This is a genomic window from Micromonospora sp. NBC_00389 (assembly GCF_036059255.1).
In the GTDB taxonomy this organism is placed as follows: Bacteria; Actinomycetota; Actinomycetes; order Mycobacteriales; family Micromonosporaceae; genus Micromonospora.
Genome location: NZ_CP107947.1, coordinates 293,907 through 315,611 on the forward strand (window position 1 = coordinate 293,907; position 21,705 = coordinate 315,611).

General features: G+C 74.1%; 20 protein-coding genes. 4 read left to right on the plus strand and 16 right to left on the minus strand.

The window, feature by feature from the left end:
* Positions 1–90: 90 nt before the first annotated feature.
* From OG470_RS01395 to OG470_RS01415, 5 genes are all read right to left on the minus strand, one after another.
* The gene (locus OG470_RS01395) at positions 91–1,143 is read right to left on the minus strand and encodes a fatty acid desaturase family protein (RefSeq protein WP_328419950.1); all 1,053 of its coding nucleotides are present in this window, start codon (positions 1,141–1,143) and stop codon (positions 91–93) included.
* Positions 1,144–1,277: 134 nt separating this feature from the next.
* Positions 1,278–4,856 (minus strand): SCO7613 C-terminal domain-containing membrane protein, encoded by a 3,579-nt coding sequence (locus OG470_RS01400; protein WP_328419952.1) that lies wholly within the window; start codon positions 4,854–4,856, stop codon positions 1,278–1,280.
* Between the two features lie 48 nt (positions 4,857–4,904).
* The gene (gene cutA, locus OG470_RS01405) at positions 4,905–5,225 is read right to left on the minus strand and encodes a divalent-cation tolerance protein CutA (protein ID WP_328419954.1); all 321 of its coding nucleotides are present in this window, start codon (positions 5,223–5,225) and stop codon (positions 4,905–4,907) included.
* Positions 5,226–5,234: 9 nt separating this feature from the next.
* Entirely contained in the window at positions 5,235–6,251 is a 1,017-nt protein-coding gene (locus OG470_RS01410) for a 1-acyl-sn-glycerol-3-phosphate acyltransferase (RefSeq protein WP_328419956.1), read from the minus strand.
* Complete coding sequence (locus tag OG470_RS01415; protein ID WP_328419958.1) at positions 6,251–7,084, minus strand: patatin-like phospholipase family protein; 834 nt, start codon at positions 7,082–7,084, stop codon at positions 6,251–6,253. Before OG470_RS01415 ends, OG470_RS01410 begins: the two co-directional genes overlap by 1 nt.
* A 153-nt stretch (positions 7,085–7,237) precedes the next feature.
* On the opposite strand from OG470_RS01415, the gene OG470_RS01420 reads away from it, so the two are divergent.
* Positions 7,238–8,716: a protein kinase domain-containing protein gene (locus OG470_RS01420; protein WP_328419960.1), complete on the plus strand. Its 1,479-nt coding sequence runs from the start codon at positions 7,238–7,240 to the stop codon at positions 8,714–8,716.
* 28 nt (positions 8,717–8,744) lie between these two features.
* Here OG470_RS01420 and OG470_RS01425 read toward each other — a convergent pair whose 3' ends face one another.
* The 9 genes from OG470_RS01425 to OG470_RS01465 form a co-directional block, all read right to left on the minus strand.
* Positions 8,745–9,800: a glycosyltransferase family 4 protein gene (locus OG470_RS01425; RefSeq protein WP_328426077.1), complete on the minus strand. Its 1,056-nt coding sequence runs from the start codon at positions 9,798–9,800 to the stop codon at positions 8,745–8,747.
* A 154-nt stretch (positions 9,801–9,954) separates the two neighbouring features.
* On the minus strand, positions 9,955–10,626 hold the full coding sequence (locus tag OG470_RS01430; protein WP_328419962.1) for a BON domain-containing protein: 672 nt from the start codon (positions 10,624–10,626) through the stop codon (positions 9,955–9,957).
* A 180-nt stretch (positions 10,627–10,806) separates the two neighbouring features.
* Complete coding sequence (locus OG470_RS01435) at positions 10,807–12,354, minus strand: S1C family serine protease (RefSeq protein ID WP_328419964.1); 1,548 nt, start codon at positions 12,352–12,354, stop codon at positions 10,807–10,809.
* A 62-nt stretch (positions 12,355–12,416) separates the two neighbouring features.
* Entirely contained in the window at positions 12,417–13,973 is a 1,557-nt protein-coding gene (locus OG470_RS01440) for a sensor histidine kinase (protein WP_328419966.1), read from the minus strand.
* Positions 13,970–14,671 (minus strand): response regulator transcription factor, encoded by a 702-nt coding sequence (locus OG470_RS01445; RefSeq protein WP_030336721.1) that lies wholly within the window; start codon positions 14,669–14,671, stop codon positions 13,970–13,972. The genes OG470_RS01440 and OG470_RS01445 overlap by 4 nt, the downstream gene beginning before the upstream one ends.
* 99 nt (positions 14,672–14,770) lie before the next feature.
* A complete protein-coding gene (locus OG470_RS01450) occupies positions 14,771–15,394 on the minus strand; it encodes a PadR family transcriptional regulator (RefSeq protein WP_328419968.1) in 624 nt (207 codons plus the stop codon).
* Entirely contained in the window at positions 15,391–16,215 is an 825-nt protein-coding gene (locus OG470_RS01455; RefSeq protein ID WP_328419970.1) for a DUF4097 family beta strand repeat-containing protein, read from the minus strand. Before OG470_RS01455 ends, OG470_RS01450 begins: the two co-directional genes overlap by 4 nt.
* Before the next feature lie 134 nt (positions 16,216–16,349).
* Entirely contained in the window at positions 16,350–17,303 is a 954-nt protein-coding gene (locus OG470_RS01460) for a lysophospholipid acyltransferase family protein (protein WP_328419972.1), read from the minus strand.
* On the minus strand, positions 17,300–18,082 hold the full coding sequence (locus OG470_RS01465) for a GNAT family N-acetyltransferase (RefSeq protein WP_328419974.1): 783 nt from the start codon (positions 18,080–18,082) through the stop codon (positions 17,300–17,302). Before OG470_RS01465 ends, OG470_RS01460 begins: the two co-directional genes overlap by 4 nt.
* Positions 18,083–18,260: 178 nt before the next feature.
* Between OG470_RS01465 and OG470_RS01470 the strand changes: the two genes are divergently transcribed.
* The 3 genes from OG470_RS01470 (at position 18,261) to OG470_RS01480 (ending at position 20,794) form a co-directional block, all read left to right on the plus strand.
* Positions 18,261–18,908, plus strand: a complete 648-nt coding sequence (locus OG470_RS01470) for a hypothetical protein (protein ID WP_328419976.1) — start codon at positions 18,261–18,263, stop codon at positions 18,906–18,908.
* 141 nt (positions 18,909–19,049) lie between these two features.
* Positions 19,050–19,985, plus strand: a complete 936-nt coding sequence (locus OG470_RS01475) for an ABC transporter ATP-binding protein (RefSeq protein WP_328419977.1) — start codon at positions 19,050–19,052, stop codon at positions 19,983–19,985.
* On the plus strand, positions 19,982–20,794 hold the full coding sequence (locus OG470_RS01480) for an ABC transporter permease (RefSeq protein WP_328419978.1): 813 nt from the start codon (positions 19,982–19,984) through the stop codon (positions 20,792–20,794). Before OG470_RS01475 ends, OG470_RS01480 begins: the two co-directional genes overlap by 4 nt.
* 93 nt (positions 20,795–20,887) lie before the next feature.
* On the opposite strand, the gene OG470_RS01485 is transcribed toward OG470_RS01480, so the two are convergent.
* Together OG470_RS01485 and OG470_RS01490 are read right to left on the minus strand one after the other, a co-directional pair.
* Positions 20,888–21,295 (minus strand): hypothetical protein, encoded by a 408-nt coding sequence (locus tag OG470_RS01485; protein ID WP_328419980.1) that lies wholly within the window; start codon positions 21,293–21,295, stop codon positions 20,888–20,890.
* Positions 21,292–21,639 carry a hypothetical protein gene (locus OG470_RS01490; protein WP_328419982.1) on the minus strand — a complete coding sequence of 116 codons (348 nt, stop codon included), beginning with the start codon at positions 21,637–21,639 and terminating at the stop codon, positions 21,292–21,294. Before OG470_RS01490 ends, OG470_RS01485 begins: the two co-directional genes overlap by 4 nt.
* Positions 21,640–21,705: the final 66 nt, after the last annotated feature.

The window sequence follows — 21,705 nt, forward strand, 5'->3', positions numbered from 1 at the left end:
CGGGGGCGGTGCCCTCCGGCACCGCCCCCACCAGGTACGTCCTCAGCCGCGCAGCGGCCGGCGTGCTCAGCCGCGCAGCGGCTGTCGTGCTCAGCCGCGCAGCGGCTGTCCCACGTCGTGCAGGTGGCCGAGCGCCTGCCGGTACGACTCGACCAGCCCGGTCTCGGTGTACGAGATGCCCTGCTCGTCGCAGTAGGCGCGAACGATCGGCTGCGCCCGGCGCAGGTTGGCCCGGGGCATGTTCGGGAACAGGTGGTGCTCGATCTGGTAGTTGAGCCCGCCCAGCGCGGTGTCCACCAGCCGGCTGCCCCGCACGTTGCGGGAGGTCAGCACCTGCTTACGCAGGAAGTCCAGCTCGTCCTCGGCGGTCGGCATCGGCATGCCCTTGTGGTTCGGCGCGAACGCGCAGCCCATGTAGAGGCCCCACAACGCCTGGTGCACGACAGCGAAGAGCAGTGCCTTCCCCGGCGACATGACCGCCAGCAGCAGCGCCACGTAGCCGGCGGTGTGCAGGACGAGCAGCCCCGCCTCGACGGCCCGGTGCCGCATCGGGGTGCTGTACCCGCCGTCCGATTCCCGGCCGACGATCGCCCGGATGCTCGCCACGTGCAGGTTCAGCCCTTCCAGCAGCAGCATCGGGAAGAAGAAGTAAGCCTGCCGCTTGGCCATCCAGCGGCCGAACCCACGGGTCTCCAGCGCCTGCTCGGGCGTCCACACCAGGGCACCCGCGCCGACGTCCGGGTCCTCGTCCTCGTGGTTCGGGTTGGCGTGGTGCCGGTTGTGCTTGTCGACCCACCAGCCGTAGCTGATCCCCACTGCGACGTTGCCGGCGAGCAGCCCCACCAGTTCGCTGGGGCCGCGCCGACGGAACATCTGGCGGTGCCCGGCATCGTGGCCGAGGAACGCGACCTGGGTGGTGGCCACCGCCATCACGGCTGCGAGCGGCAGCTGCCACCAGGAGTCGCCGACCAGGAACACGGCGACCCAGCCGGCCACGAAGGCACCGAGCGTGATCACGATGCGGGCGACGTACGCGGCTGGGCGCCGCTCCAGCAGGCCTGCCTCGCTGATCCGTCGGGACAACTGTGCGTAGTCACTGCCTCGCCGACGTACCGGCGGTTCCGCCACCGCTCCGAGCGCCATTGGTGCTCCCGTCCCGCTCACGCCCGTGCCGGGGCGCCCGGGCTCATCTCGAGTCTCCCGGCATTGGTTGCGCTGAGTAACCCTGACAACCCCCGAATGGGGGGTAGGGCGAGCCCTACCCCCGGGGATTCGGCTCAGCCCAGCCGGGCCACCACGGCCCGTATCCGGGCCAGGTCGCGGCGCCGCCGCTCGTAGCTGGCGGCGAGTCCGATCAGCGCCAGACCGCCGGCACCCAGGTAGATCCACCGCGGCAGCAGGTCCCAGCCGCGGGCCAGTTCGTGTAGCGCCAGCACCGCCAGCACCCCACCGCCGAGCAGCACCGGGGCCTGCCAGCAGCGGGTGGCGCCGGCCAGCACCACGCCCAGCGCCGCCACGCCGAGCAGCAGCCGCCGCCACGGCTGCGGGTCCGCACCGGCCAGCACCGACACCAGGCTCGGCAGCAGCGCCGCGACCAGCCCCGGGCCGAGCGCCGACCAACTGGTCAGCCCGGGTCGGGTGCGCAGCGCCAGCAGGCCCGCGCCGAGTGCGAGGGCCGCAGCCGGCAGGGTGTACGCCTCCAGCACGGTCACCCCGCCCGCGGCCAACAGCACCCACGCCCCGAGCAGTTCGCTGCCACCGGCGATGCCGGCGAATGCCCACCGCCGGCCGGCCGGCTCGCCCCGGCGCAGCAGCCGCAGCGCCACTGCGACCCCCCAGAGCACGCAGACGGTCGCGAGGTGCCGCGCCACCTCGACCGCGAGCAGTGCCGCCACCAGCGCCACCGCCTGCGCGGCACCGTCCAGCACCCGCCCGACCCGGGCCCGCCCCGCCATACTCCAGTCGGCCGAAGCACCCGCCCCGGACGTGTCGGTGGGCGCTCCCGCCGCAGCGACCGGCGGACTGATCGCGGCGGCGACCGCCAGGACCAGCGCGGCCACCCCCAGCAGCGGGTACGCCGCCGCCCGCAGCGGCAGCCCGCCAGCGAGCGGCACGGTCACCGCCAGCGCGGAGGCCGCGCCCACCGCCGCGAGACAACCCGTGACGCGCACCTCGACGATCCGCGCCCCGACGGCGACGGCCACCGCCGCCACCAGCAGCATGCCCTCGGCGGCGAGCGTGCCCGCCCGGGTGGCCAACAGCCCCACCACACCGGCGGCGGCCAGCACCGCCCCCACCGGCACCGCCATCGGCGCGAGCGCCGGGCGAGGCACCGCCAGGGCGGCGAGCAGCAGCGCGGCCAACCCGGCGAGCAGGACAGCTCCCGGCAGCACCGGCCAGGGCGCGCCGACCGCGACGAGGAGCACCGGCAGCGCACCCGCGGCGAACGGCAGCGCGGGCAGCAGCGTTGGTCGGACCCCCCGGCCGATCAGCGCGGCGGCCACCGTCAACGCGACCAGCGCCAGCCCGGCGGGGAGCGCCGCCGGGTCGGCGACGACCGTGGGCACCCCGGACCAGATCGGCCCCCGGCTGCCGTACGGAGCGGCGAGCGCACTCAGCAATGCCGGCAGTGCGGCCAGCACCGCGACCGCCGCCAGCCCGGCGCCCGCCACCACCAGTGGACCCGACCGGCTGATCGCCGGCGACCCCCCAACCGCCGACGACCCCCCGACCACCGGCGGCCCCCCGACCACCGGCACCCGCGACTCATCAGGTTGATCGCCGGCTGTCGGCAGGTCCCGCCGGGCGACGAACACGACGCCCAGCGCCGCCAGCGCGGCGTACAGCCCGAGCCGCTCATCCCCCGCCACGACCAGCGGCGCGAGCCCGGCGGCAGTCACCGCGACCGCGGCACCGGTCACCGCGTACCCGGTCAGCTCGACCCGGTGGCGACGCGCCGCGAGCACCGCGACCAGCGGCAGCCCGGCGGCGGCCAGCGCGGCCCGGGCCTGCCACCAGGGCGGTGCACCCGCGGCGAACAGCGCCAGCGCGGCGACCGCCGGCAGCGCGAGCTGCGCGACCAACAGACCCGGACCGGCCACCCACCGGTACGGCCCGGCGGCCCGGCGCACGGCCAGTGCCAACCCGAGCACGGTGATCGTCCCGAGCGCCACGAGGGCAGCGGCCGGGGCGGCCAGGGCCACCAGCAGCCCGTGCCCCAGCAGGACGGCGCCGCCAAGCGCCCCGGTGAGCAGCGTGGCCGGTCGGGCCGCCGGACGGGCCAGCACGGCGAGCAGCAGCATGACCCCGCCGACCAGGTCCACGGCCACCACGACCGGCCAGGCCGCCGCCCAGCCGACGGGCACGGCGAGCAGCACGGCCGCCGCGCCGGCCGTGGCGAGCGGCACCCTCGCGCCCCGGGGCAGCAGGAGGGCCATCGCGGCGAGCGCCACCGCCAGAGCGGGTGCCACCTGCCAGCCCCAATCCAGGTCCGGACCCGTCTCGGCACCAGTCCACGGCGGCAGCGATCGGGCACCGGCGGCGACCGCCAGCCCGCCGGTGATCAGCACCGCGGTCTGCACCGTGCCCGCCGAGACCAGCAGCGCCCCGACGCGCGGGCCGGTCCGCCAGCCGGCGGGCAGCAGCCGTACGGCACCGGCCAGCCCGAGGGCCACCGTGGCCGCCGCGAGCAGCAGCAGTGACGGCCGCAGCTCGGCCACCGGGCGCAGCAGCGCGGCGGCGAGCACCGGCACCAGCAGCCCGGCCGCCACCACCCGCAGCGCCCGTCCGCCGACCAACCGTGCCGCACCGAACCCGGTCAGCGCGACCAGCAACAGCGGAACCCCGGCCAACAGCGGTGCACCCGCCGCCCGGCCGAGCAGCAGCGGCACCAGGGCGCAGCCGGCGGCACCGACCAGCGCGGCGACGTGCCCGATCCCGGCGAGCACACGGCCGGCGAGCTGGGCCGGCCGCCCCCGATCGCGCAGCGCGGCCAGCACGGCCAGGTCGAGCAGCGCCACCCCGAGCAGGACCAGCGCCCAACCGCCCGCCCCCGGCCTAGCCTCGACGGCGAGCAGCGGCAGCACCGGCTGGGCGGCCAGCAACGCGGCGAACCAGGGCCCGGTCAACCGGCTCCACCGGGCGTACGCCACGGCGACCGCCGCGCTGGCCCCCCCGACCAGCGCGGCGTACCTGCTGCCCGGCCAGCCGGCCACACCGGCCAGGTCCACCGACCAGGCCGCGTAGCCGTCCAGCACCACCAGCAGCAGCCCCACCGCGGCGAACGTCTCCGCCGTGCCGTGCAGCCCCCGACGAACCGCCAGCAGCGGGGCGGCCAGGACGAGCGCGGTGACCGCCGCCAGGATCAGGGCCCGTCCACCGACCCCCACCGCCGCCCAGGCCACCGCCGTGAAGACCACGGCCGCGGTACCCAGAAGAAGTCCACCGAGGACGAAGAGCAGGCCCTGGACCGTCCGCGTCGAGGTCTCCGCCGCGCCGGGTGCCGCGGATCCCGTACCGACCGGCGCCGGAACCCCCGGCCCGGCGGGCGTCCCCGGCCCCTGGAACGGCGTCGGGCCGGTGAACGGCGTCGGGCGCACGGCGACGGAAGCGGCCAGCCCGGCGCGAACGCGCGCGGCCAACTCGGCCCGCCGCTGCGTACTGGCCGCCAGCCGCCCGGCCAGCTCGACGTACGTCCGGCGGGCCCGCTCCACCTCCGGCGCGAGCTGGGCGACCTCCCGGCCCAGCCGGACCACCTCGGCGGCGACGGGGTCGGGCGGACGACGGCAGCCGGCGCACCCGGTACTCAGGTCGGCCGGGGCGCCGCAGGCGGGGCAGGGATAGCCGGTGTCATCCACCCGGTCATCATCGAGACCGGCCGGGGTGCCCTCCCAGAGTGCGCGTACTCAGGGGCGCGTGTGCTCGTGTACCCAGGTGGCGTAGCCGGGGTCGCCGCTCTCCACCCTGGACACCAGAATCTCCGGCACCTCGTACGGGTGGCTGGCCCGGACCTGGTCCACCAGCGCGGTGAGCCGGTCCGGCGCGGTCTTGAACTGCACCGACCACTCGGTGCTGGTCTCCACCCCGGACCGCCACCAGTAGGTGCTGTCCACCTGACCGCCGACCTGGGCGCAGGCGGCGAGCCGACCGGCGACGGCCGCGGCCGCCAGCACGTCGGCGACCGAACGCGCATCCACCACCGTCGTCACCACGCAGATCTGGTCCACGTCCGCACCCTACGCGGCGACCTCCCGATTGGCCGCGATCCAGGTGTCGATCCGCGCCCACCAGTCATAAAGCCAGTCGATGCGTTCCTGCCGACCGGTCGGCACGTCCTCCGGCGGCACCGACCAGAACCGCATCACGATCCGCTTGTCCATCGGCAGTTCGCGCCACACGTCGGCGACGGTGACCATCCGGTCCAGCCCGGTGTGGGCGACGAAGATGACCCCGGCGTCCGGGGCGGCGTCCAGCGCGGCGAGCACCCCACCGGGCTGCGGGGCGAGCACGTGCCGCATCCGTTCCGCGCGCAGGGCCATTCGCTCCAGGCCGAGGGAGCGCAGCCGGGCGATGGCACGCAGCCGGCGCTTGGGGGTGAAGTTGCCGCCCTCCGGGAAGATCACGAAGGCGTCGTTGTCGTCCAGGCCGGTGGCCAGGTGCCCGACCTGGCGTACCGTCTCCTCGCCGCGCTCCGGCGTCGGCGCGATGAACCGGTTGGGCAGCCGGTTGAGCAGCACGTCGATCGCCGGGTCCCACTGGAGGCTGTCCTTGAGCACGATCCGCGGCTCCCGGTTGAACCAGTTGACCAGCCCATGGATCAGGATGAACGAGTCGCCCGGCCCGGCGTGCCGGCAGAGCACCAGCTCAGGCCGGCCGGGCAGGGCGGTGTCGGGGTCGGTGCCCACCACGTCGATGCGCAACCGCAGCGTCCAGTGGGCCTGCCAGAACAGCACCCGCAGGAACCAGCCCGCCAGCACGTAGTGCGCGCGCTGGAAGGCCGGCGACCGGGTCCGCCAGCCAAAGCCGGAGACGACCCAGAGCACGAAGAGCGCGAGCAGCGCGGCGGCGTCCCACACCAGGTACACGCAGCCGATCCAGAGCAGTCGCAGCGGGCGCAACCGGCCCCGGACCAGGGGGGAGGCGGCCGCGGCGACCAGCGCCCAGACCGGCAGCGTGGTCACCACGGCGACCGCGAGCAGCACCACGGCAGGGGCGAACAGCAGCCGGCGCAGCCACCTGGGGGGCAACGGCATCACCGCACCACGTGGGTGGCCAGGTAGTGCCGGGAGGCGGTGTACGCCCGGCTGATCCGCCGCCCCACCGCCGCCGTGTCCCGGTACGCCCACGGGGTGTCGTCGCGCGGGTTCAGCCCCCCGGTCGGCAGGACGTGCACCTCCACCCCCTCGGGCAGCGCGGCCATCTCGCGGAAGAACCGGTGCCGGCGGGAGATCTCGAACGCGACCTGCGCGATCTCCCACGGACGCCGGGGCGGTGTCAGCTCCCGTTCGATCCGGCCCACCTGGAGGACGAAGATCTGGCGGGCCCCGACGGCCACCGCCTCGCCGATCGGGATGGAGTTGACGATGCCACCGTCCACATAGTGCGCTCCGTCGATCTCGGTGGGCGGAAGCAGGCCGGGCACCGAGGCCGACGCCAGCACCGCCGGCACCACCGGACCGCTGTCGAACCAGTGCTCGGCGGCCCGCTCGATGTGCGCGGCGCAGCAACGGAACGGCACCCGCAGGTCGGCGAAGGTGGTGTCCACCCCCAGCTCGGATTCGAGTAGGCGGCGCAGCGGTCGGGGCGAGTGCAGGTGGGTCCGGGCGGCGAAGCGGCGCACCTGCCGGGCGACCGAGTCGCCGTACACCTCGCTGGCCTCCGGCGAGGCCCAGAGCCGGACCAGCCGGTCGGTCACCGCCTCCGACGGGTCGGCGGCGACCAGCGCGCCGTTGACCGCGCCGATCGAGGTGCCGAGCACCAGGTCGGGTTGGATGCCGGCCCGGAACAGGGCACGCAACATGCCCACCTCGACCGCGCCGAGCACTCCCCCGCCGCCGAGTACGAACGCCACCGGTCCCCCCGCCATACCACTCATCCTGGCACGGGCCCGCCGCCGACCGGTCGGCCGCCGTCGCGGGAGGGGGCGGCGCACGACAGGGCCACTCATCGACGACGGCGTTGACAGGCCGGACACATTCGCGCAACCTGATACCGCTCCCACCCGAGGCAGGTGCGATCCGTGAAGGCAGCACTGCATCCGGGCCGGTTGCTGGCCCGCAGGTACCGGCTCATCGACCAGGTCGGCGCCGGCGGCATGTCGGTCATCTGGCGCGCCCGGGACGAGGTGCTGGACCGGGTCGTCGCGCTCAAGGTGCTCGCCCCGTCGCTGGCCGCCGACGCCCGGTTCCGGGGCATGGTGCGCGAGGAGGCCCGGGCCGCCGCCCAGTTGGTCCACCCGCACGTGACCTCGGTGCACGACTACGGCGAGACGGTCGACCCGGACGGTTCCATCACCTCGTTCGTCGTGATGGAGCTGCTCAGCGGCGAGGAGTTGAAGCTGCGGCTCACCGAGGGGCCGCTGCCGTGGGCCGAGGCGGTCCAGGTCGGCGCGCAGATCGCGGACGCGCTGGCCGCCGCGCACCGGCTCGGCATCGTGCACCGCGACATCACCCCGGCCAACGTGATGATGACCGACGTGGGCGTCAAGGTGCTCGACTTCGGCATCGCCACCCGGATCGGGGCACCGGACGAGGACGAGGACGGCGGCACCTTCGGGACTCCGGCATACGTGGCACCGGAACGGCTCGACGGCGCGCCCGCCCAGCCGGCCACCGACGTGTACTCGCTCGGCGTGCTGCTGCACGAGGCGCTCACCGGCCGGGTCCCGTACCCGGCGGACACCTGGGAGCAGCTCAGCGCAGCGCTGGCGGGCGGCCCGCCGCCGACGCTGGCCGAGGTGCCGGAGCTGCCGCCGGTCGTGGCCCGGATCTGCCTGCGCAGCCTGGCCCGGGATCCGGCCGACCGGCCGACCGCCCGGCAGGTCTCCACCGCGCTGCGCGACCAGCTGCTGCCGGCCGACCCGCCGACGGCCACCATCCGGGTGCCCACGCTGACCCCGCCCCCGGCCCCCTCGGTGCCGGACACCGTGGCGACCGAAACCGGCGGGGCGGCGGCGGAACCGGCCGCACCGGAGGCGGGACCGGCCGACGGTGGGCCGGGCCGGTCGCGTCGCCAACCGGCCCTGCTGCTGGTTCCGGCCATGCTGGCGGTCGGTGTGGCGCTGGCCGTCGCGGCCCTGCTGCCCGACGATCGGCAGCCAGCGCCACGGACGCAGCCCTCGGCTGGTCCGTCGGCGTCCGCGTCGAACGATCCGTCGATCAGCGAGCCGTCCGGCCCGGCCGCGTCACCGTCGGCGCGGTCGAGCACCGGCTCGCCCACCTCGGAGCCGGGCACGCTGGTGGAGGCCGCCAACCGGCTCAACGGGCTGATCGGCGCCGGGTTGGACGCCGGGGAGATCCGCCCCGACGTCGGTCTCGACCTGCGCAACGAGCTGCGCAACCTGACCGCGGCCGTCGGCTCCGGCCGGGACGAGCTGGCTCCGCCGGTGGCCCGGCTGCGCGAGAAGGTCGCCGTCCGGCTGGGCGAGGGCGGCATCAGCCCGGCGTACGCGGAGCGGCTGGACGCCGCCATCGCCGAGCTGGGTGCGGCCCGGGTCTGACCGCGTCCACAACGGCAGGGCGGGCGGATCAGCGGACCGCGACTCCGGCCGACTCGCGGACGTCGTGCCGGCCGGCGACGACCCGTCGGTAGACCTCCTCGTAGCCGGACGCCAGGCGCTCGGTCGAGAAGTTCTCCGCGACGTGCGCCACGCAGTCCTCCGGGTCCAGTTGCTTCGCCGCCCGCAGGGCCTCGGGCAGGTCCTCCGGCCGCTCGCACACCAGCCCGGTCACCCCGGGAAGGACCAGCTCCGGCACCGCGCCCCGGTCGAGTGCGACCACCGGTGTGCCGGTCGCCATCGCCTCCAACATCACCATGCCGAACGGCTCGTCCCACTGGATCGGCATGATCAGGCATCGGGCGTCGACCAGCATCCGCAGGGTCTCCGCGCGGCCGGCGTTGAACACGACCCTGACGTCGTCGCCGATCAGCGGCTCGACCACCTGCTCGTAGTAGCGGCGCTCGGCCGGCTCATTGCACTTGCCCGCCAGCAGCAGCGGCACCCCGGCCGCTCGGCACGCCCGGATGGCGAAGTCCGGGCCCTTGTCCGGGCTGAACCGGGCCAACCACAGCACCGGCCCGGGACCGGGTGCGGTCTTGCGTGGAAAGCCCCGGATGTCCAACGCGTTGTGCACCGTACCGACCCAGGGCAGGAGCGGGTTGAGCCGGCGCTGGGCGTGCGAGATGGCCACCAGCCCGACCCCCTGGTCGACTTCGCCGAGCACGTCGCCGTACTCCCCCACCGGGTTGCCGTGCACGGTCGCCACCGTCGGCACGGCCCGGCGGCCGGCCACCAGCGGGCCGATCGTGGTGTGGTCGTGGATCACGTCGAAGTCCGCCGCTGTGATCATCTGGTTCACCCGGGCCAGGTGGGCCAGCTCCGGCAGTGACTCGCCGAGCCGCTCGTACTGGACCTCGGGAACGGTGGAGACGAAGCCGCCAGCGGCGGTGCCGTGCTCGACGCCGGCACCGAACAGGGTTACCGCGTGGCCGTGCCCGGTCAGCGCGTCCACCAGGCCGGCGACCACCTGTTCCAGGCCGCCGTAGCCAGGCGGCGGTACGGACAGCCACGGCGGGACCACCATCGCGATGCGCAACGACCGCTCCGGAGGGCGGTCGGCGGGCGGGTGGTTCACAACCACGAGTCCTCCCCGTTGATCCCCGGTCGAGCGTCGCCGCCGGCATGGTCTGCGGCGGTTTCCCCACGGCGTCTCCGGTAAACCGGACAAAGACGGACGCTCAACCGCCGACCAGGAGCTGGTCGTGGACCACCCGCACCCCCGGCGCGGACCAGGCCACCCGCTCGACCTGGTCGCGTTCCCACCACGAGTGGACCACCCCGGCCAGGACCAGCGTGTCGCCGTCCACCTCGACGGTCACCCGGTCGGCGCCGAGCGTACGCAGCAGCGCGCGCTGTACGTCGCGCCGGAGCCGCTCGGCGGCCGGCGGCGCCGACGGTCGCACCTCGACCAGGTTGGTGATCCCGCGTACGCCGTCCAGCCGGCGCAGCTCCCCCTCGGCAGCGCGGCGCTGCCAGCCGAACTCGACCTCGCCGCGGAGCATCAGCCAGCCGTTCGCGACTGTCACGTCCAGGCGCTCGGCCGGCACGAAGCTGTCCCACTCCAGCGCCCGACTGGCGGCGATGGCGATCTCGGCGTCGGTACGCCCCGGTGTGCCCGGCAGCCGCACCTCGATCTCGTCGGCTACCGCCCGCACCCCACGGACGCGCTGCGCGCAGCGGGTCGCCGCCCAACTGCGGGCGGCGCCGTCGACGAATCCGGTCAGGGTGACCACCCCCTGGTCGACGGTCACGCCGATCTCGTTCGGTTGCAGCTGCGCGTCCCAGGCCAGCTCGGCCAGGACGTCGCGCTGGATCCGCTGGTCGTCGCGGACATCCGTCGCCGTGCTCATGGCATCCACCCCCCGTACGGTCGCGGGCTCGCCTTCCGAACGTGCCGGGCGCACGGGTGACGGCGGTTCACCCGATCCGGGTGAACCGCCGTCAGGGCGGAAAAGAGCGGCGGGTGACGGAGCCAACCCCCTTGGCCCCGCCACCGGCCGCCGGAGGGAGGAGGCAGGTTCAGATATCGGTTAGGACGTTTCGGCGAGCGTCACGGTTGCCGACTTCTCGGCGCCGTTCCGCTTGAACTGCACCTCGACCCGGTCGCCGACCTTGCCGGCCTGCACCGCGCCGACCAGGTCGTCGGAGTCGTTGATCGCCTTGTCGCCGAACCGGGTGATCACGTCACCCCGCTGGAAGCCGGCCTTCTCGGCGGGGCTGCCCGCGGTGATCGACGCGACCAGGGCGCCGCCGCCCTCGGCCTGGTTGACGCCGACCCCGAGCGACGGGTGGCTGACCTTCTCGCCGCGCTGGAGCTTGCCCGCGACGTCCTTGGCCTTGTTGCTGGGGATGGCGAACCCGACGCCGATGTTGCCGGTGCTCTGCCCGGAGGTGGCGATGGCGGTGTTGACGCCGATCACCTCGCCCCGGGTGTTGACCAGGGCGCCACCGGAGTTACCCGGGTTGATCGGGGCGTCGGTCTGGAGCAGGCCGGAGATCGAGCTGACCGCCTGACCCTGCTGGCTCGGGTCCTGCTGCTGACCCTCGCCAGCCCTGATGGTGCGGTCCCGGGCGCTGAGGATGCCCGCGGTCACCGAGCCCTGCAGGCCGAGCGGGCTGCCCAGGGCGAGCACCTGGTCGCCGACCTGCATGCCGTCGCTGTCACCGAAGGTGGCCGGCTTGAGATCGGAGACCCCGTTGGCCTTCACCACGGCCAGGTCGGTCTTCGGGTCGGTACCGATGATCTTCGCTTCGGCGGTCTTGCCGTCGGCGAAGACCACCTGCACGGTGTCCCCGCTGGCGGAGGCGACCACGTGGTTGTTGCTGAGCACGTAGCCGTCGGCGCTGAGCACCACGCCGGAGCCCTCGCCACTGTCGGTGGCGATGGAGACGACGCTGTCCTGCACGGCGGCGGCGATCTTCGGCAGGTCGGCGCTGTTGAGCACCGGGGCCGCGGAGTAGGTGCGGGTGACACCGCCACCGTCGTCGTCGAGAGCGAGCGCGAGCGACCCGCCCGCCACACCGGAGCCGAGCATCAGGGCGAACACCGCGACACCGGCGCCGGCGAACTTGGCGATCCGGCCCGGCCGGGGCCCGGTGCCGGGCGGCGTGGCCTGCGGACCCCAGGGCGGCACCGGCTGCCCCGGGTGCTGGTGCTGGTGCTGCTGGTACGCCGCGCCCGGCTGGCCCCCGCCGGCCCAGCCGGACTGGTGCTGGCCCGGGTACCAGGGAGAGCCGGGGTACCGGCCGGCGGTCGGCTGCGGGTAGCCGTGCTGGCCGGGCGCCGGGTGCCCGGAGACCGGGTACGGCGGCGCGGAGGGGGTGGCGGCCGAGGGCTCGTACCCGGTCGGCTGCCCAACGGCCGGCGGCGCGCTGGCCGGCTGGCCGGCGGAGGCGGCGGGCACGGTCGGGGTGACGGCTGTGGTCGCCGCGTCCTCGGTGGTCGACACGACCGGAACAGGGGTGGTCGGGGAGTCGGACTGCGCGCGCTCGTCGCGCGGCAGCTCGGCGGTGGGGTGCGACGGCTCGGCGTCGGTTGCGGCCGGCCGGCGCTGCGGGTCGGACTCGAACTCGGTCATGCCACTACCTTCTCCCCGGCCACTGCGATCAAGCTGGATCCGTCCTGGAAGTTGGCTGAAAGTCACTCGCCCGTCTCGTCGACCTGAGGCGCCTGAGGCAGCCGGACCCGGAACGTGGCCCCGCCGCCGGGGGTCTCGGTCACCTCCACCGAGCCGTGGTGGGCGGCGACCAGCGCCGCCACGATGGCCAGGCCGAGGCCGGTGCCGGTGTTGCCGTCGGCCCGCCTGGTGCGCGCCGCGTCGGCCCGGTAGAACCGCTCGAACACCCGTTCCGTCTGCTCCGGGGAGAGGCCCGGACCGGTGTCGGCCACCTCCACCACCGCGAGGTTCCCCGGCTCGGCGCGCAGCCGCAGCTTGATCTCGGCATCCGGCGGGGTGTGGGTCAGCGCGTTGGTGACCAGGTTGCCGATCACCTGACGCAGCCGCGCGTCGTCGGCGAAGACGACGAGGGGGCCCGAGCCGGGCTCGATCTCCAGCTCGATCCGCCGGTCCGGCGCGATCGCCCGAGCGGCGTGCACCGCGTCGGAGGCGAGCACCGGCAGCTCCACCGGGGCGAGCGAGAGCGGCCGTTCCCGGTCCAGTCGGGCGAGCAACAGCAGGTCCTCCACCAGCAGCCCCATCCGGGCCGCCTCGTCCTCGATCCGGCGCAGCAGGCCGGCGGTCTGCTCCGGTGCCCGGGCTGCGCCCTGCCGGTACAGCTCGGCGAAGCCGCGGATGGTGGTCAGTGGGGTACGCAGTTCGTGCGAGGCGTCCGCGACGAACTGCCGCATCCGCCCCTCCGAGCGCCGGGCCCGCGCCTCGGACGCCTGCGCGGCAGCGGCCGCGTCCCGCGCGGTGCTCTCGGCTGAGCGGGCGGCGGTCTCCGAGGCGGCCCGGGCGGTGAACGCCGCCTCGATCTGGGCGAGCATCGCGTTCAGCGCACGGGAGAGCCGGCCCAGTTCGGACGTGGGGTACTCCTGTCCCTCCTCCGGGTCGGGCACCCGGCGGGTCAGGTCACCGCCGGCGATGGCCGCGGCGGTCCGTTCGATCTCCACCAGCGGTTTGAGGCTGGTCCGCACGATGGCCGCGCCGATCGAGGCCAGCATGATCAGCACCGCACCGCCGACCAGGAGGTCGATCCAGACGAGCTGCTGCACCGCCCGGTCCACCTCGGTCAGCGGCTGGCCCACCGCCAGCACCGAGCCGTCGCGCTGGGCGGCGTAGTACACCCGCCACCGGGTCTGGCCGTCGTGGGACACGACGGTCCGCGGCTCCCCCTCCAGGTCCGCGAAGCCCGCACGACTGGTGGGAAAGGTGGGCAACTGCTCGGGGTCGAGACTGATGTCGTCGTAGATCGCCCGGTAAACCCGCTGGTCGTCGGCCAGGGTCACGACGTAGTCGCTGGGCAACATGGCGTTGATCTCACCGCTGCGCAGCTTTGGGAGCAGCTGACCGAGACCCTGGGCGGTCGACCTGATCTGCCCGTCCACCTGGCCCACCAGGTAGTTGCGGAGGAAGTAGGCGGTCAGCGAGCTGATCACCAGCAGTGCGACAGCGACGAGCGCCAGCACCGAGGTGACCAGCTTGAACCGCAGTGGTACGCCCCGCAGCCGTCCCTTCGCCTGCTGGACCGCGTTCACGCCGCTGGCTTGCGCAGCACGTACCCGACGCCGCGGAGGGTGTGGATCAACCGGGGCTGGGTGGTGTCGACCTTGCGCCGCAGGTAGGAGATGTAGGACTCGACGATGTTGTCGTCGCCGCGGAAGTCGTAGTTCCAGACGTGGTCCAGGATCTGCGCCTTGGACAGCACCCGGTTGGCGTTGAGCATCAGGTAGCGCAGCAGCTTGAACTCGGTCGGCGAGAGCTGCACCCGCTGCCCGGCCCGGTGCACCTCGTGGGTCTCCTCGTCCAACTCCAGGTCGGCGAAGGTGAGCCGGGACGGGGCCTGCTCCCCGGTGGTGGTGCGGCGCAGCACGGCCCGGATCCGGGCCGTCAACTCCTCCAGGCTGAACGGCTTGGTCACGTAGTCGTCGCCACCCAGGGTCAGCCCACGGATCTTGTCGTCGGTGGCGTCCCGGGCGGTCAGGAAGACCACCGGGGTACGCGTACCGCCCTCGCGGAGCATCCGGATGACCTCGAAGCCGTCCAGGTCCGGCAGCATCACGTCGAGCACCACCAGGTCGGGCCGGTGATCCTTGGCGGCATTCAGGGCCGCGCTGCCGCTGGTCGCGGTGGCCACGTCGAACCCCGCGAAGCGCAGGCTTGCGGAGAGCAGTTCGAGGATGTTCGGGTCGTCCTCGACGACGAGCAGTCGCGCCTCGGTTTGGGTAGCGGGCATGTGCCCATCATCGGTGACCTCACTGCGTCGGCGCTGGACACTTCCTGCAAAAACCCTGTGAGTCGTTGACCGCCACCTCTCCCCAGCGGGCGACAACGGTCAGCGCAGCAGCCGGCGCAGCCCGTCCAGCGCGCCGTCGAGCAGTCGGATCGCGGTACGCACCTGGGTGTCGCTGAACTGCCGGGCCCGCGCCAGCCGGCCCACCTCGGCGGTGAACGCGGCCAGCCGCTGGTCGAACTCGTCGAGCAGGGCCGCGCTCGGCCCATTGGCCGACGCCGGACCGGGCGGCGGCGGAGGGGGAGGCGCCGAAGGCTCCCACCGGGTACGCCGGGTCTGCCGGGCTGCCGCGTTGAGCTCCCGCTTGAGGTCGCGCACCGAGCCGCTCACCTCGCTGCGGATCTCGCCTGCCAGGGTGGAGAGGTCCGCCACCGAGGCGGCGATGTCCGCCTCCAGGGTGGCCAGCTCGCCGTCGCGCTGGCGCAGCTCGTCGCGGCCGGCGTCGGTGATGCCGTACGTCTTGCGGCCGCCCGCGGCGGTGTGGCTGACCAGCCCTTCGGCCTCCAGCCGCTGGAGCCGGGGGTAGATGGTGCCGGCGCTGGGGGCGTACAGCCCGAGGAACCGGTCCTCCAGGAGGCGGATCAGCTCGTAGCCGTGCTTCGGGCCGTCGTCGAGGAGCTTGAGCAGGTAGAGCCGGAGCCGGCCGTGGCTGAACACGGCGGTCACGGCAGCTCCTTCTCGTCGTCGCGCACCGGCCGGGCGAGCAGCGCGATGCTGCCCGAGGTGGCGGAAGCCCAGAGCTTACCCTCGCCTGCGCCGAGCACCCCCTCGCTGTTGGCCAGCGGGAATGTCGAGGTCCGCACCTGGGGAAACCCGCTGGTGATCCGGCCTGAGGCGGTGTGCAGCCGGACATCGAGGTCGCTGTCCTCCCGGACCCGCACCGTGATGCTGCCGGAGATGGTGGTGAGCCGGATCTCGCTGCCCCGGGGGTTGTCCAGGTCGCAGGTGATAGCTCCGGAAACGGTCTGGGCGTGCACCCGGTCGGCGGCACTGTCGGCGAGGATCACCTCCCCGGAGACCGTCTCCAGGGTAAGGTCACCACCCACCCCGAGCGCCTCCACCGGCCCGGAGGTGATCTTCGCGGAGGTGCTGCCGCGCAGCCCCATCAGGGTGATCTGGCCGGCGGTCACGTCGACCGTGGTCTCCCGTCGCAACCCGGAGGCGACCAGCGAGCCCGCAACCAGGCGGAGGTCGGCGAGGACGTCGGCGGGCACCGCGACGGAGACGTCCACCTTCGGGTAGCGGGTCAGCGACCGGAGCCACCGCAGGGCGTCCGCCCAGCCCCGACCGCGCTCCTGGCGGAGGGTGAGCCGGCCGTCGGAGTGGGTGATCAGGACGGGCCGCCGGCCGACCCGGGTGATGTCGATCCGGGTCGGGCCGTCGGTGGCGACCACGTTGAGCCGCCCGCTCACCAGGCGGACGTCCAGCCGGGTGACCGGGCCGTCCACGGTGAGCCGCTGCGGGCTGTCGACCGTCCATCCGGTCATCGCGTTCTCCCCTCGACGACGCGCCGACGCGCGTCCGACAACGAGACAGTAACGCGATACATCGCGACAGCACAAGACTGCCGCCAGTTGTCAGGCCGCCGGGCGGAGCGGCGTCCACCCCGTGGCGTGGATGATCAGGCCGCCAGGTCCAGCTCCCGGCCGGCGTCCGGCGTCAGCGCGGGCGCGGATGCGGGCGACGCGACGGCCGTCAAGGTGGGCACCGGGTGCAGCCGGCCCCGCGTCGCGGCACCCGCCACAGGCCGCAGGTGTACGGCCGACTCGGCGGCCCGGGCCAGCAACCGCCGGTCGGCGTCGCGGGCCGGGTGCAGCGCGGCGGCGATCGTCACCGAGACCACCAGTTCCCGCGCCGCGACCACCCGCGCCATCGAGCGCAGCAGGGTGTCCGCACCGAGGAAGGCGGCTGCCGTGGTGGCCGTCCCGGTGACCTCGCACTGGTAGGCGAGCCGCAGCGGCACCACCGGGCTGCCCGCGTCGATGGCCGCCTGGAACATCGCTGGCCGGAACCCGCCGCCGGGACGGCAGTCGGCCGCGCCGTCCCCGGCGCACCAGGTCGTACCCTCCGGGAAGACCGCGACCGGCCGGCCGGCGCGCAGCGCGTCGGCCACCCGGCGCACGGTGGCCGGCAGCGCCCGCGGCCGGGACCGGTCCACGAAGACCGTGCCCGCCGCCGCGGCCAGCAGGCCGAGCACAGGCCAGGAGCGGACCTCACGCTTCGCCACCATCCGGGTCGGCGCGACCGCCAGCACCGCGAGGATGTCCAGCCACGAGACATGGTTGGCGACCAGCAGTGCGCGCCGCCGGGGCAGCCGGCCCCGGATCACCAGCCGGACGCCGAACGCGCGCGCAGTGCCCCGGGCCCAGCCGCGCACCGCCGCCTGCCGCTCCGGTGCCGGCAGCACGGGCAGCAGCACCGCCAGGCCCGCCCCGGCCAGCAGCATGCCGGCTGCGGCGACCAACCGAAGGACCCGGCGGGGCACCGGCACCGTGGGCACCTCGCCGGCCGCCGGCAGGCACTCCTCGTCGCAGCCGGAGGAGGGCCGCCACAGGTCATCCGACACGGCGGTCACCGCTCCACCCCGCCCAGGAAGTGCCGCAGGTAGCGCGGGTTCATCCGGTCGAGCGAGAAGAGCACGTAGAAGTCCGCGACCCCGAAGTCGGGGTCGTACGAGGGCTCACCACTGATCCACGCGCCGAGCCGGAGGTAACCGCGCAACAGCGGCGGCACCAGGGCCCGGCCGGCCGGGCTGGGGACGGTGGTCACCGGGTCAACGAGGGCGGCCGGCTCGGCGAACCAGGGCCGCAGCGGGCGGACCCGCAGCGGCGGCGGCGCCAGGTGCCGGGCCTGGGCCTGTGCCCACACCTCGGCGACCGCGCGACCGCCGTCGGCCACCGGCACCGAGGCGCAGCCGCCGAGCCAGCGCGAGCCTCGCAGGTGCAGGTAACGGGTGATACCGGCCCACATCAGGTTGATCACCGCGCCGGAGCGGTGATCCGGGTGCACGCAGGACCGGCCCGCCTCGACCAGGACGTCACGGAGCGGGTCGAGCGCGGCGAGGTCGAACTCGTCCTCGGCGTACCGCCGGTTGGTGCGGCCGGGCGGCAGCAGCCGGTAGGTACCGACCACCTCGCCGGTGCTCTCCTGGCGGACGATGAGGTGGTCGCAGTGGGCGTCGAAGGGGTCCACGTCCAACCCGACCTCGCCCGGGCGGAGGGTGGCGCCGAGCTCGGTGGCGAACACCTGGTGACGCAGGCGTTGCGCGGCCGCGACCTGGGTGGGGTCGTCGGCGATCAGCAGGGTGTATCCGCTGGTCGTAAGGGGTGCGCCAGCGGCATGCAGAACGGCCATGGGATCTGTGTAAGTGCCCCGGGTTGCCATCCCCGGTGACCACCGGTGTCGATCGGGTGAACGCCGGCCCAACCACCGGATGACCCACCGGCACGGCCGCCGGAGGCGCCCGACGGTGCCCGTGCGAGGCTGCCGGACGGACCCGGCGACGGTGCCGGCACAGCCCCGGAGGTCGACGATGCGCATCGAGTCCCGCTACAACGGGCCCTCCGGCTCCGGCAACGGCGGCTGGAGCGCCGGAGTCTTCGCCGCCGCCGCGGGCGGCCCCGGACCGGTCGAGGTGACGCTGCGCCGGCCGCCGCCGTTGGAGACCGCGCTGCGGATGGTCGACGGCGAGGTTCGTGACCCGGCCGGCGAGCTGGTGGCCGAGGTCCGCCCGACCGGAGAGGTGGACGCCGTCGTACCGCCGGTCGACCGGGACATCGCGGTGGACGCCGCGACCCGCTACCCCGGCCTGGTCGAGCACCCGTTCCCCGACTGCTACGTCTGCGGCCCGCACCGGACGGACGGGCTGCGGATCTTCCCCGGCCGGCTGCCGGACGGGCGGACCGCCGCGCCGTTCCGGGCACCCGAGCAGGTCAGCGGCGCCACGGCCTGGGCGGCGTTGGACTGCCCCGGCGGCTGGACGGTGCTCGCACCCGGCCGGCCGTACGTGTTGGGCCGGATCGCCGCCGTGGTCACCGCGCTGCCAGCGCCGGGCGACGAGTGCGTGGTGACCGCTGCGCTGATTCGCATCGACGGCCGCAAGGCGCTCGTGCACACCAGCCTGTACGGCCCGGACGGTGCCCTGCTGGGCGCGGCCCGGGCCACCTGGATCGCCCGCTGACCCACGGCGTCGTCCGCAGGACGGACCCGCCTCCACCTCGAGAAGGACCACGCCGTACGGACCGCGCCTGATTGACCTTGTTGCCTGGGGCCGTCACGCTGTGCCACGGCGTACCTCGACGCCACACGCGGGAGGAGAACGATGACTGACGGGCAGCGAAGCCCCACCAGCGACGGTCAGATCGTGGTGTCCGGTCTGACGAAGCAGTACAAGAACGTCCGGGCGGTGAACAACCTGTCCTTCACCGTGGCACCGGGGCGGGTGACCGGCTTCCTCGGCCCGAACGGCGCCGGCAAGACCACTACGCTGCGCATGCTGCTGAACCTCGTCACGCCCACCGCCGGTACGGCCACCATCAGCGGCCACCGGTACGTCGACCTCTCGGACCCGATGCGGCAGGTCGGCGCGGTGCTGGAGGCGTCCAGCGCGCACAAGGGTCGCACCGGCATCAACCACCTGCGGGTGATCTGCGCGGCGGCGGGGCTGCCCAAGCAGCGAGCCGACGAGGCGCTGGCCCTGGTCGGGCTGACCCCGGCGGCGAAGCGCAAGTTCAAGGGTTACTCGCTGGGTATGAAGCAGCGGCTCGGCATCGCCGCCGCGATGCTCGGCGACCCCCGGGTGCTGATCCTCGACGAGCCCGCCAACGGGCTCGACCCGGAGGGCATCCGGTGGATGCGGGGATTCCTCAAGAACCTCGCCCACGAGGGTCGCACCGTGCTGGTCTCCAGCCACCTGCTGTCGGAGATGCAGCTGCTCGCCGACGACGTGGTGATCATCGCGGCCGGCCAGTTGGTCCGGCAGGGGCCGGTCGACCAGGTCCTCGGGTCGATGGCGCAGGGCGCCCGCGTGCGGGTCCGCACCCCGCAGGCCGAGGCGCTGACCGCCGCGCTGAAGGCGCAGTCGGCCACCGTCGACACCGACGAGCACGGCGTCCTGCTGGTGGCCGGGGTGGACGCCCCGACGGTCGGCCGGACCGCTCTCGCCGCCGGGGTGGAGCTGCACGAACTGACCACCGAACGGCCCGACCTGGAACGGGTCTTCCTGGAGCTGACGGCCGGAAAGGCGGGCATCCGATGAACCTGGTCCGAGCCGAACTGCTCAAGATCCGTACCACCAACACCTGGTGGCTGCTGGGCCTCGGGGCATTCCTGTCGATCGTCCTGGCCTTCGCGCTGAACGCCTGGCTGGCAAGCGAGGCGCTGAAGGGCAACGGCGAGAACATCGGCCTCACCGGCGACGCCGCCTCCGCTCCGTCCGTGATGGCGAACCTCTACACCTCGGGTCAGTACCTCGGCCTGATGTTCGTGATGCTCATCGGCATCCTCATGGTCACGAACGAGTTCTTCCACCAGACCGCGACCACCACCTTCCTCACCACCCCGCGGCGAACCTCGGTGATCATCAGCAAGCTCCTCGCGGCTGCCGTGCTCGGCTTTGCGTTCTGGCTGGTGACCACCGTGATCGACCTGGCCGCCGGGGCGTCGTTCCTGTCGCTCAACGGCTACGACACGGGCCTCGGGGAGTGGGAAGTCCAGCGCGCGCTGCTGCTCAACCTGCTGGCCTACGGCATCTGGACCATCCTCGGGGTGGGCATCGGCACGCTCATCACCAGCCAGTTGGGCGCCGTGATCACCGCCTCGGTGCTCTATCTGGTGGGTACGCAGGTCGTGGGGGTGCTCTTCCTCCTGCTGGCCAACTGGATGGACAACATGGACATCGTCAAGTGGCAGGTCGTCTGGCCGGCCGCCGCGTCGACCATCATGATCAGCGGGGGCGAGTCGGAGATGACGCCCGCCTGGTGGGTCGGGGCTCTGGTGTTGGTCGGCTATGCCCTGGTCAGCGGCATCGTCGGCATTCTGCTGACTCGTCGGCGGGACATCTCCTGAGACAGCCGGCCCCGGGTGGCGATCTGCCGTCGCCGCCCGGGGCTGGGGCCAACGGCACGGTCGTCGCCCGGGGCCAACGCCACGCGTCGCCGGCTACCCGCCCGGGCAGCTTCGGCCGCCGCTGATCGGGACGCAGTGGCCGACCGGCGGGTCCGGCTCCTGGTCGGCCGGGCTGTGGCCGATCAAGGCGCTGGTCGCCATGCTGCCGGCCAGCGCGACCGCCAGGTAGACCAGCGCCACCCCGCCGAAGGCCCAGCCGAAGTGCCGACGCCAGCCCTCCTCTCCGACCAGCCCGGCCAGCAACAGGCCGACCGCCGGGAGCGCCACATTCAACACCAGCCCGACGGCCAGCAGGGCGTCCGTGGTGGCCCCGAACGCCCGCGCCGCGTCCTCGGTCGGCGTGTACGGCGTCGACGTCCGCCGGATCAGGCCCACCACGAGCACGAACGGCACACCGTAGAGCCAGGCGAAGAAGAGCCCGCCCAGGCCGAGCCGCTTCACGATCGCCCCAGGTACGCGCCGGCCACGACGGCGCCGACCGCGACGCTGACCGCCACGGACAGGGTGCCGGCCAGCACCACCGAGGGGATCCGGCGAACGAGCAGCGCGGCGACGATCGCCGTGACGACCAGCAAGGCCACGAGCACCGGCCCGCCCCAGAACAGCCCGGCCAGTGCCAGCGACTCCAGCGGCGAGAGGCAGCTGAACATCGCCGAGCAGTCCTGCCGCGGCGCGCTCGGCACGCTGGTCGTGCCCACCACCACCGCCGCGATCGCGGTGGCGTACCAGCCGAACGCGACCGCCATGCTCCGTCCGTACCGACCCGGCGCCTCTGTGTGATCCATGCGGCCGATCCTCGCCGGCATCGCTCCGGCGGACATCCGTACCGGTACTCAGTCGTGGCTGGTCAG

What these genes read in the sequence shown, in the direction of transcription:
- OG470_RS01395 (WP_328419950.1), bottom strand. Translation starts at nt 1,143, where the DNA reads ATGGCGCTCGGAGCGGTGGCGGAACCGCCGGTACGTCGGCGAGGCAGT.
- OG470_RS01410 (WP_328419956.1), bottom strand. Translation starts at nt 6,251, where the DNA reads ATGCCGTTGCCCCCCAGGTGGCTGCGCCGGCTGCTGTTCGCCCCTGCC.
- OG470_RS01415 (WP_328419958.1), bottom strand. Translation starts at nt 7,084, where the DNA reads ATGGCGGGGGGACCGGTGGCGTTCGTACTCGGCGGCGGGGGAGTGCTC.
- OG470_RS01425 (WP_328426077.1), bottom strand. Translation starts at nt 9,800, where the DNA reads ATGGTGGTCCCGCCGTGGCTGTCCGTACCGCCGCCTGGCTACGGCGGC.
- OG470_RS01430 (WP_328419962.1), bottom strand. Translation starts at nt 10,626, where the DNA reads ATGAGCACGGCGACGGATGTCCGCGACGACCAGCGGATCCAGCGCGAC.
- OG470_RS01435 (WP_328419964.1), bottom strand. Translation starts at nt 12,354, where the DNA reads ATGACCGAGTTCGAGTCCGACCCGCAGCGCCGGCCGGCCGCAACCGAC.
- OG470_RS01445 (WP_030336721.1), bottom strand. Translation starts at nt 14,671, where the DNA reads ATGCCCGCTACCCAAACCGAGGCGCGACTGCTCGTCGTCGAGGACGAC.
- OG470_RS01455 (WP_328419970.1), bottom strand. Translation starts at nt 16,215, where the DNA reads ATGACCGGATGGACGGTCGACAGCCCGCAGCGGCTCACCGTGGACGGC.
- OG470_RS01465 (WP_328419974.1), bottom strand. Translation starts at nt 18,082, where the DNA reads ATGGCCGTTCTGCATGCCGCTGGCGCACCCCTTACGACCAGCGGATAC.
- OG470_RS01470 (WP_328419976.1), top strand. Translation starts at nt 18,261, where the DNA reads ATGCGCATCGAGTCCCGCTACAACGGGCCCTCCGGCTCCGGCAACGGC.
- OG470_RS01475 (WP_328419977.1), top strand. Translation starts at nt 19,050, where the DNA reads ATGACTGACGGGCAGCGAAGCCCCACCAGCGACGGTCAGATCGTGGTG.
- OG470_RS01480 (WP_328419978.1), top strand. Translation starts at nt 19,982, where the DNA reads ATGAACCTGGTCCGAGCCGAACTGCTCAAGATCCGTACCACCAACACC.
- OG470_RS01490 (WP_328419982.1), bottom strand. Translation starts at nt 21,639, where the DNA reads ATGGATCACACAGAGGCGCCGGGTCGGTACGGACGGAGCATGGCGGTC.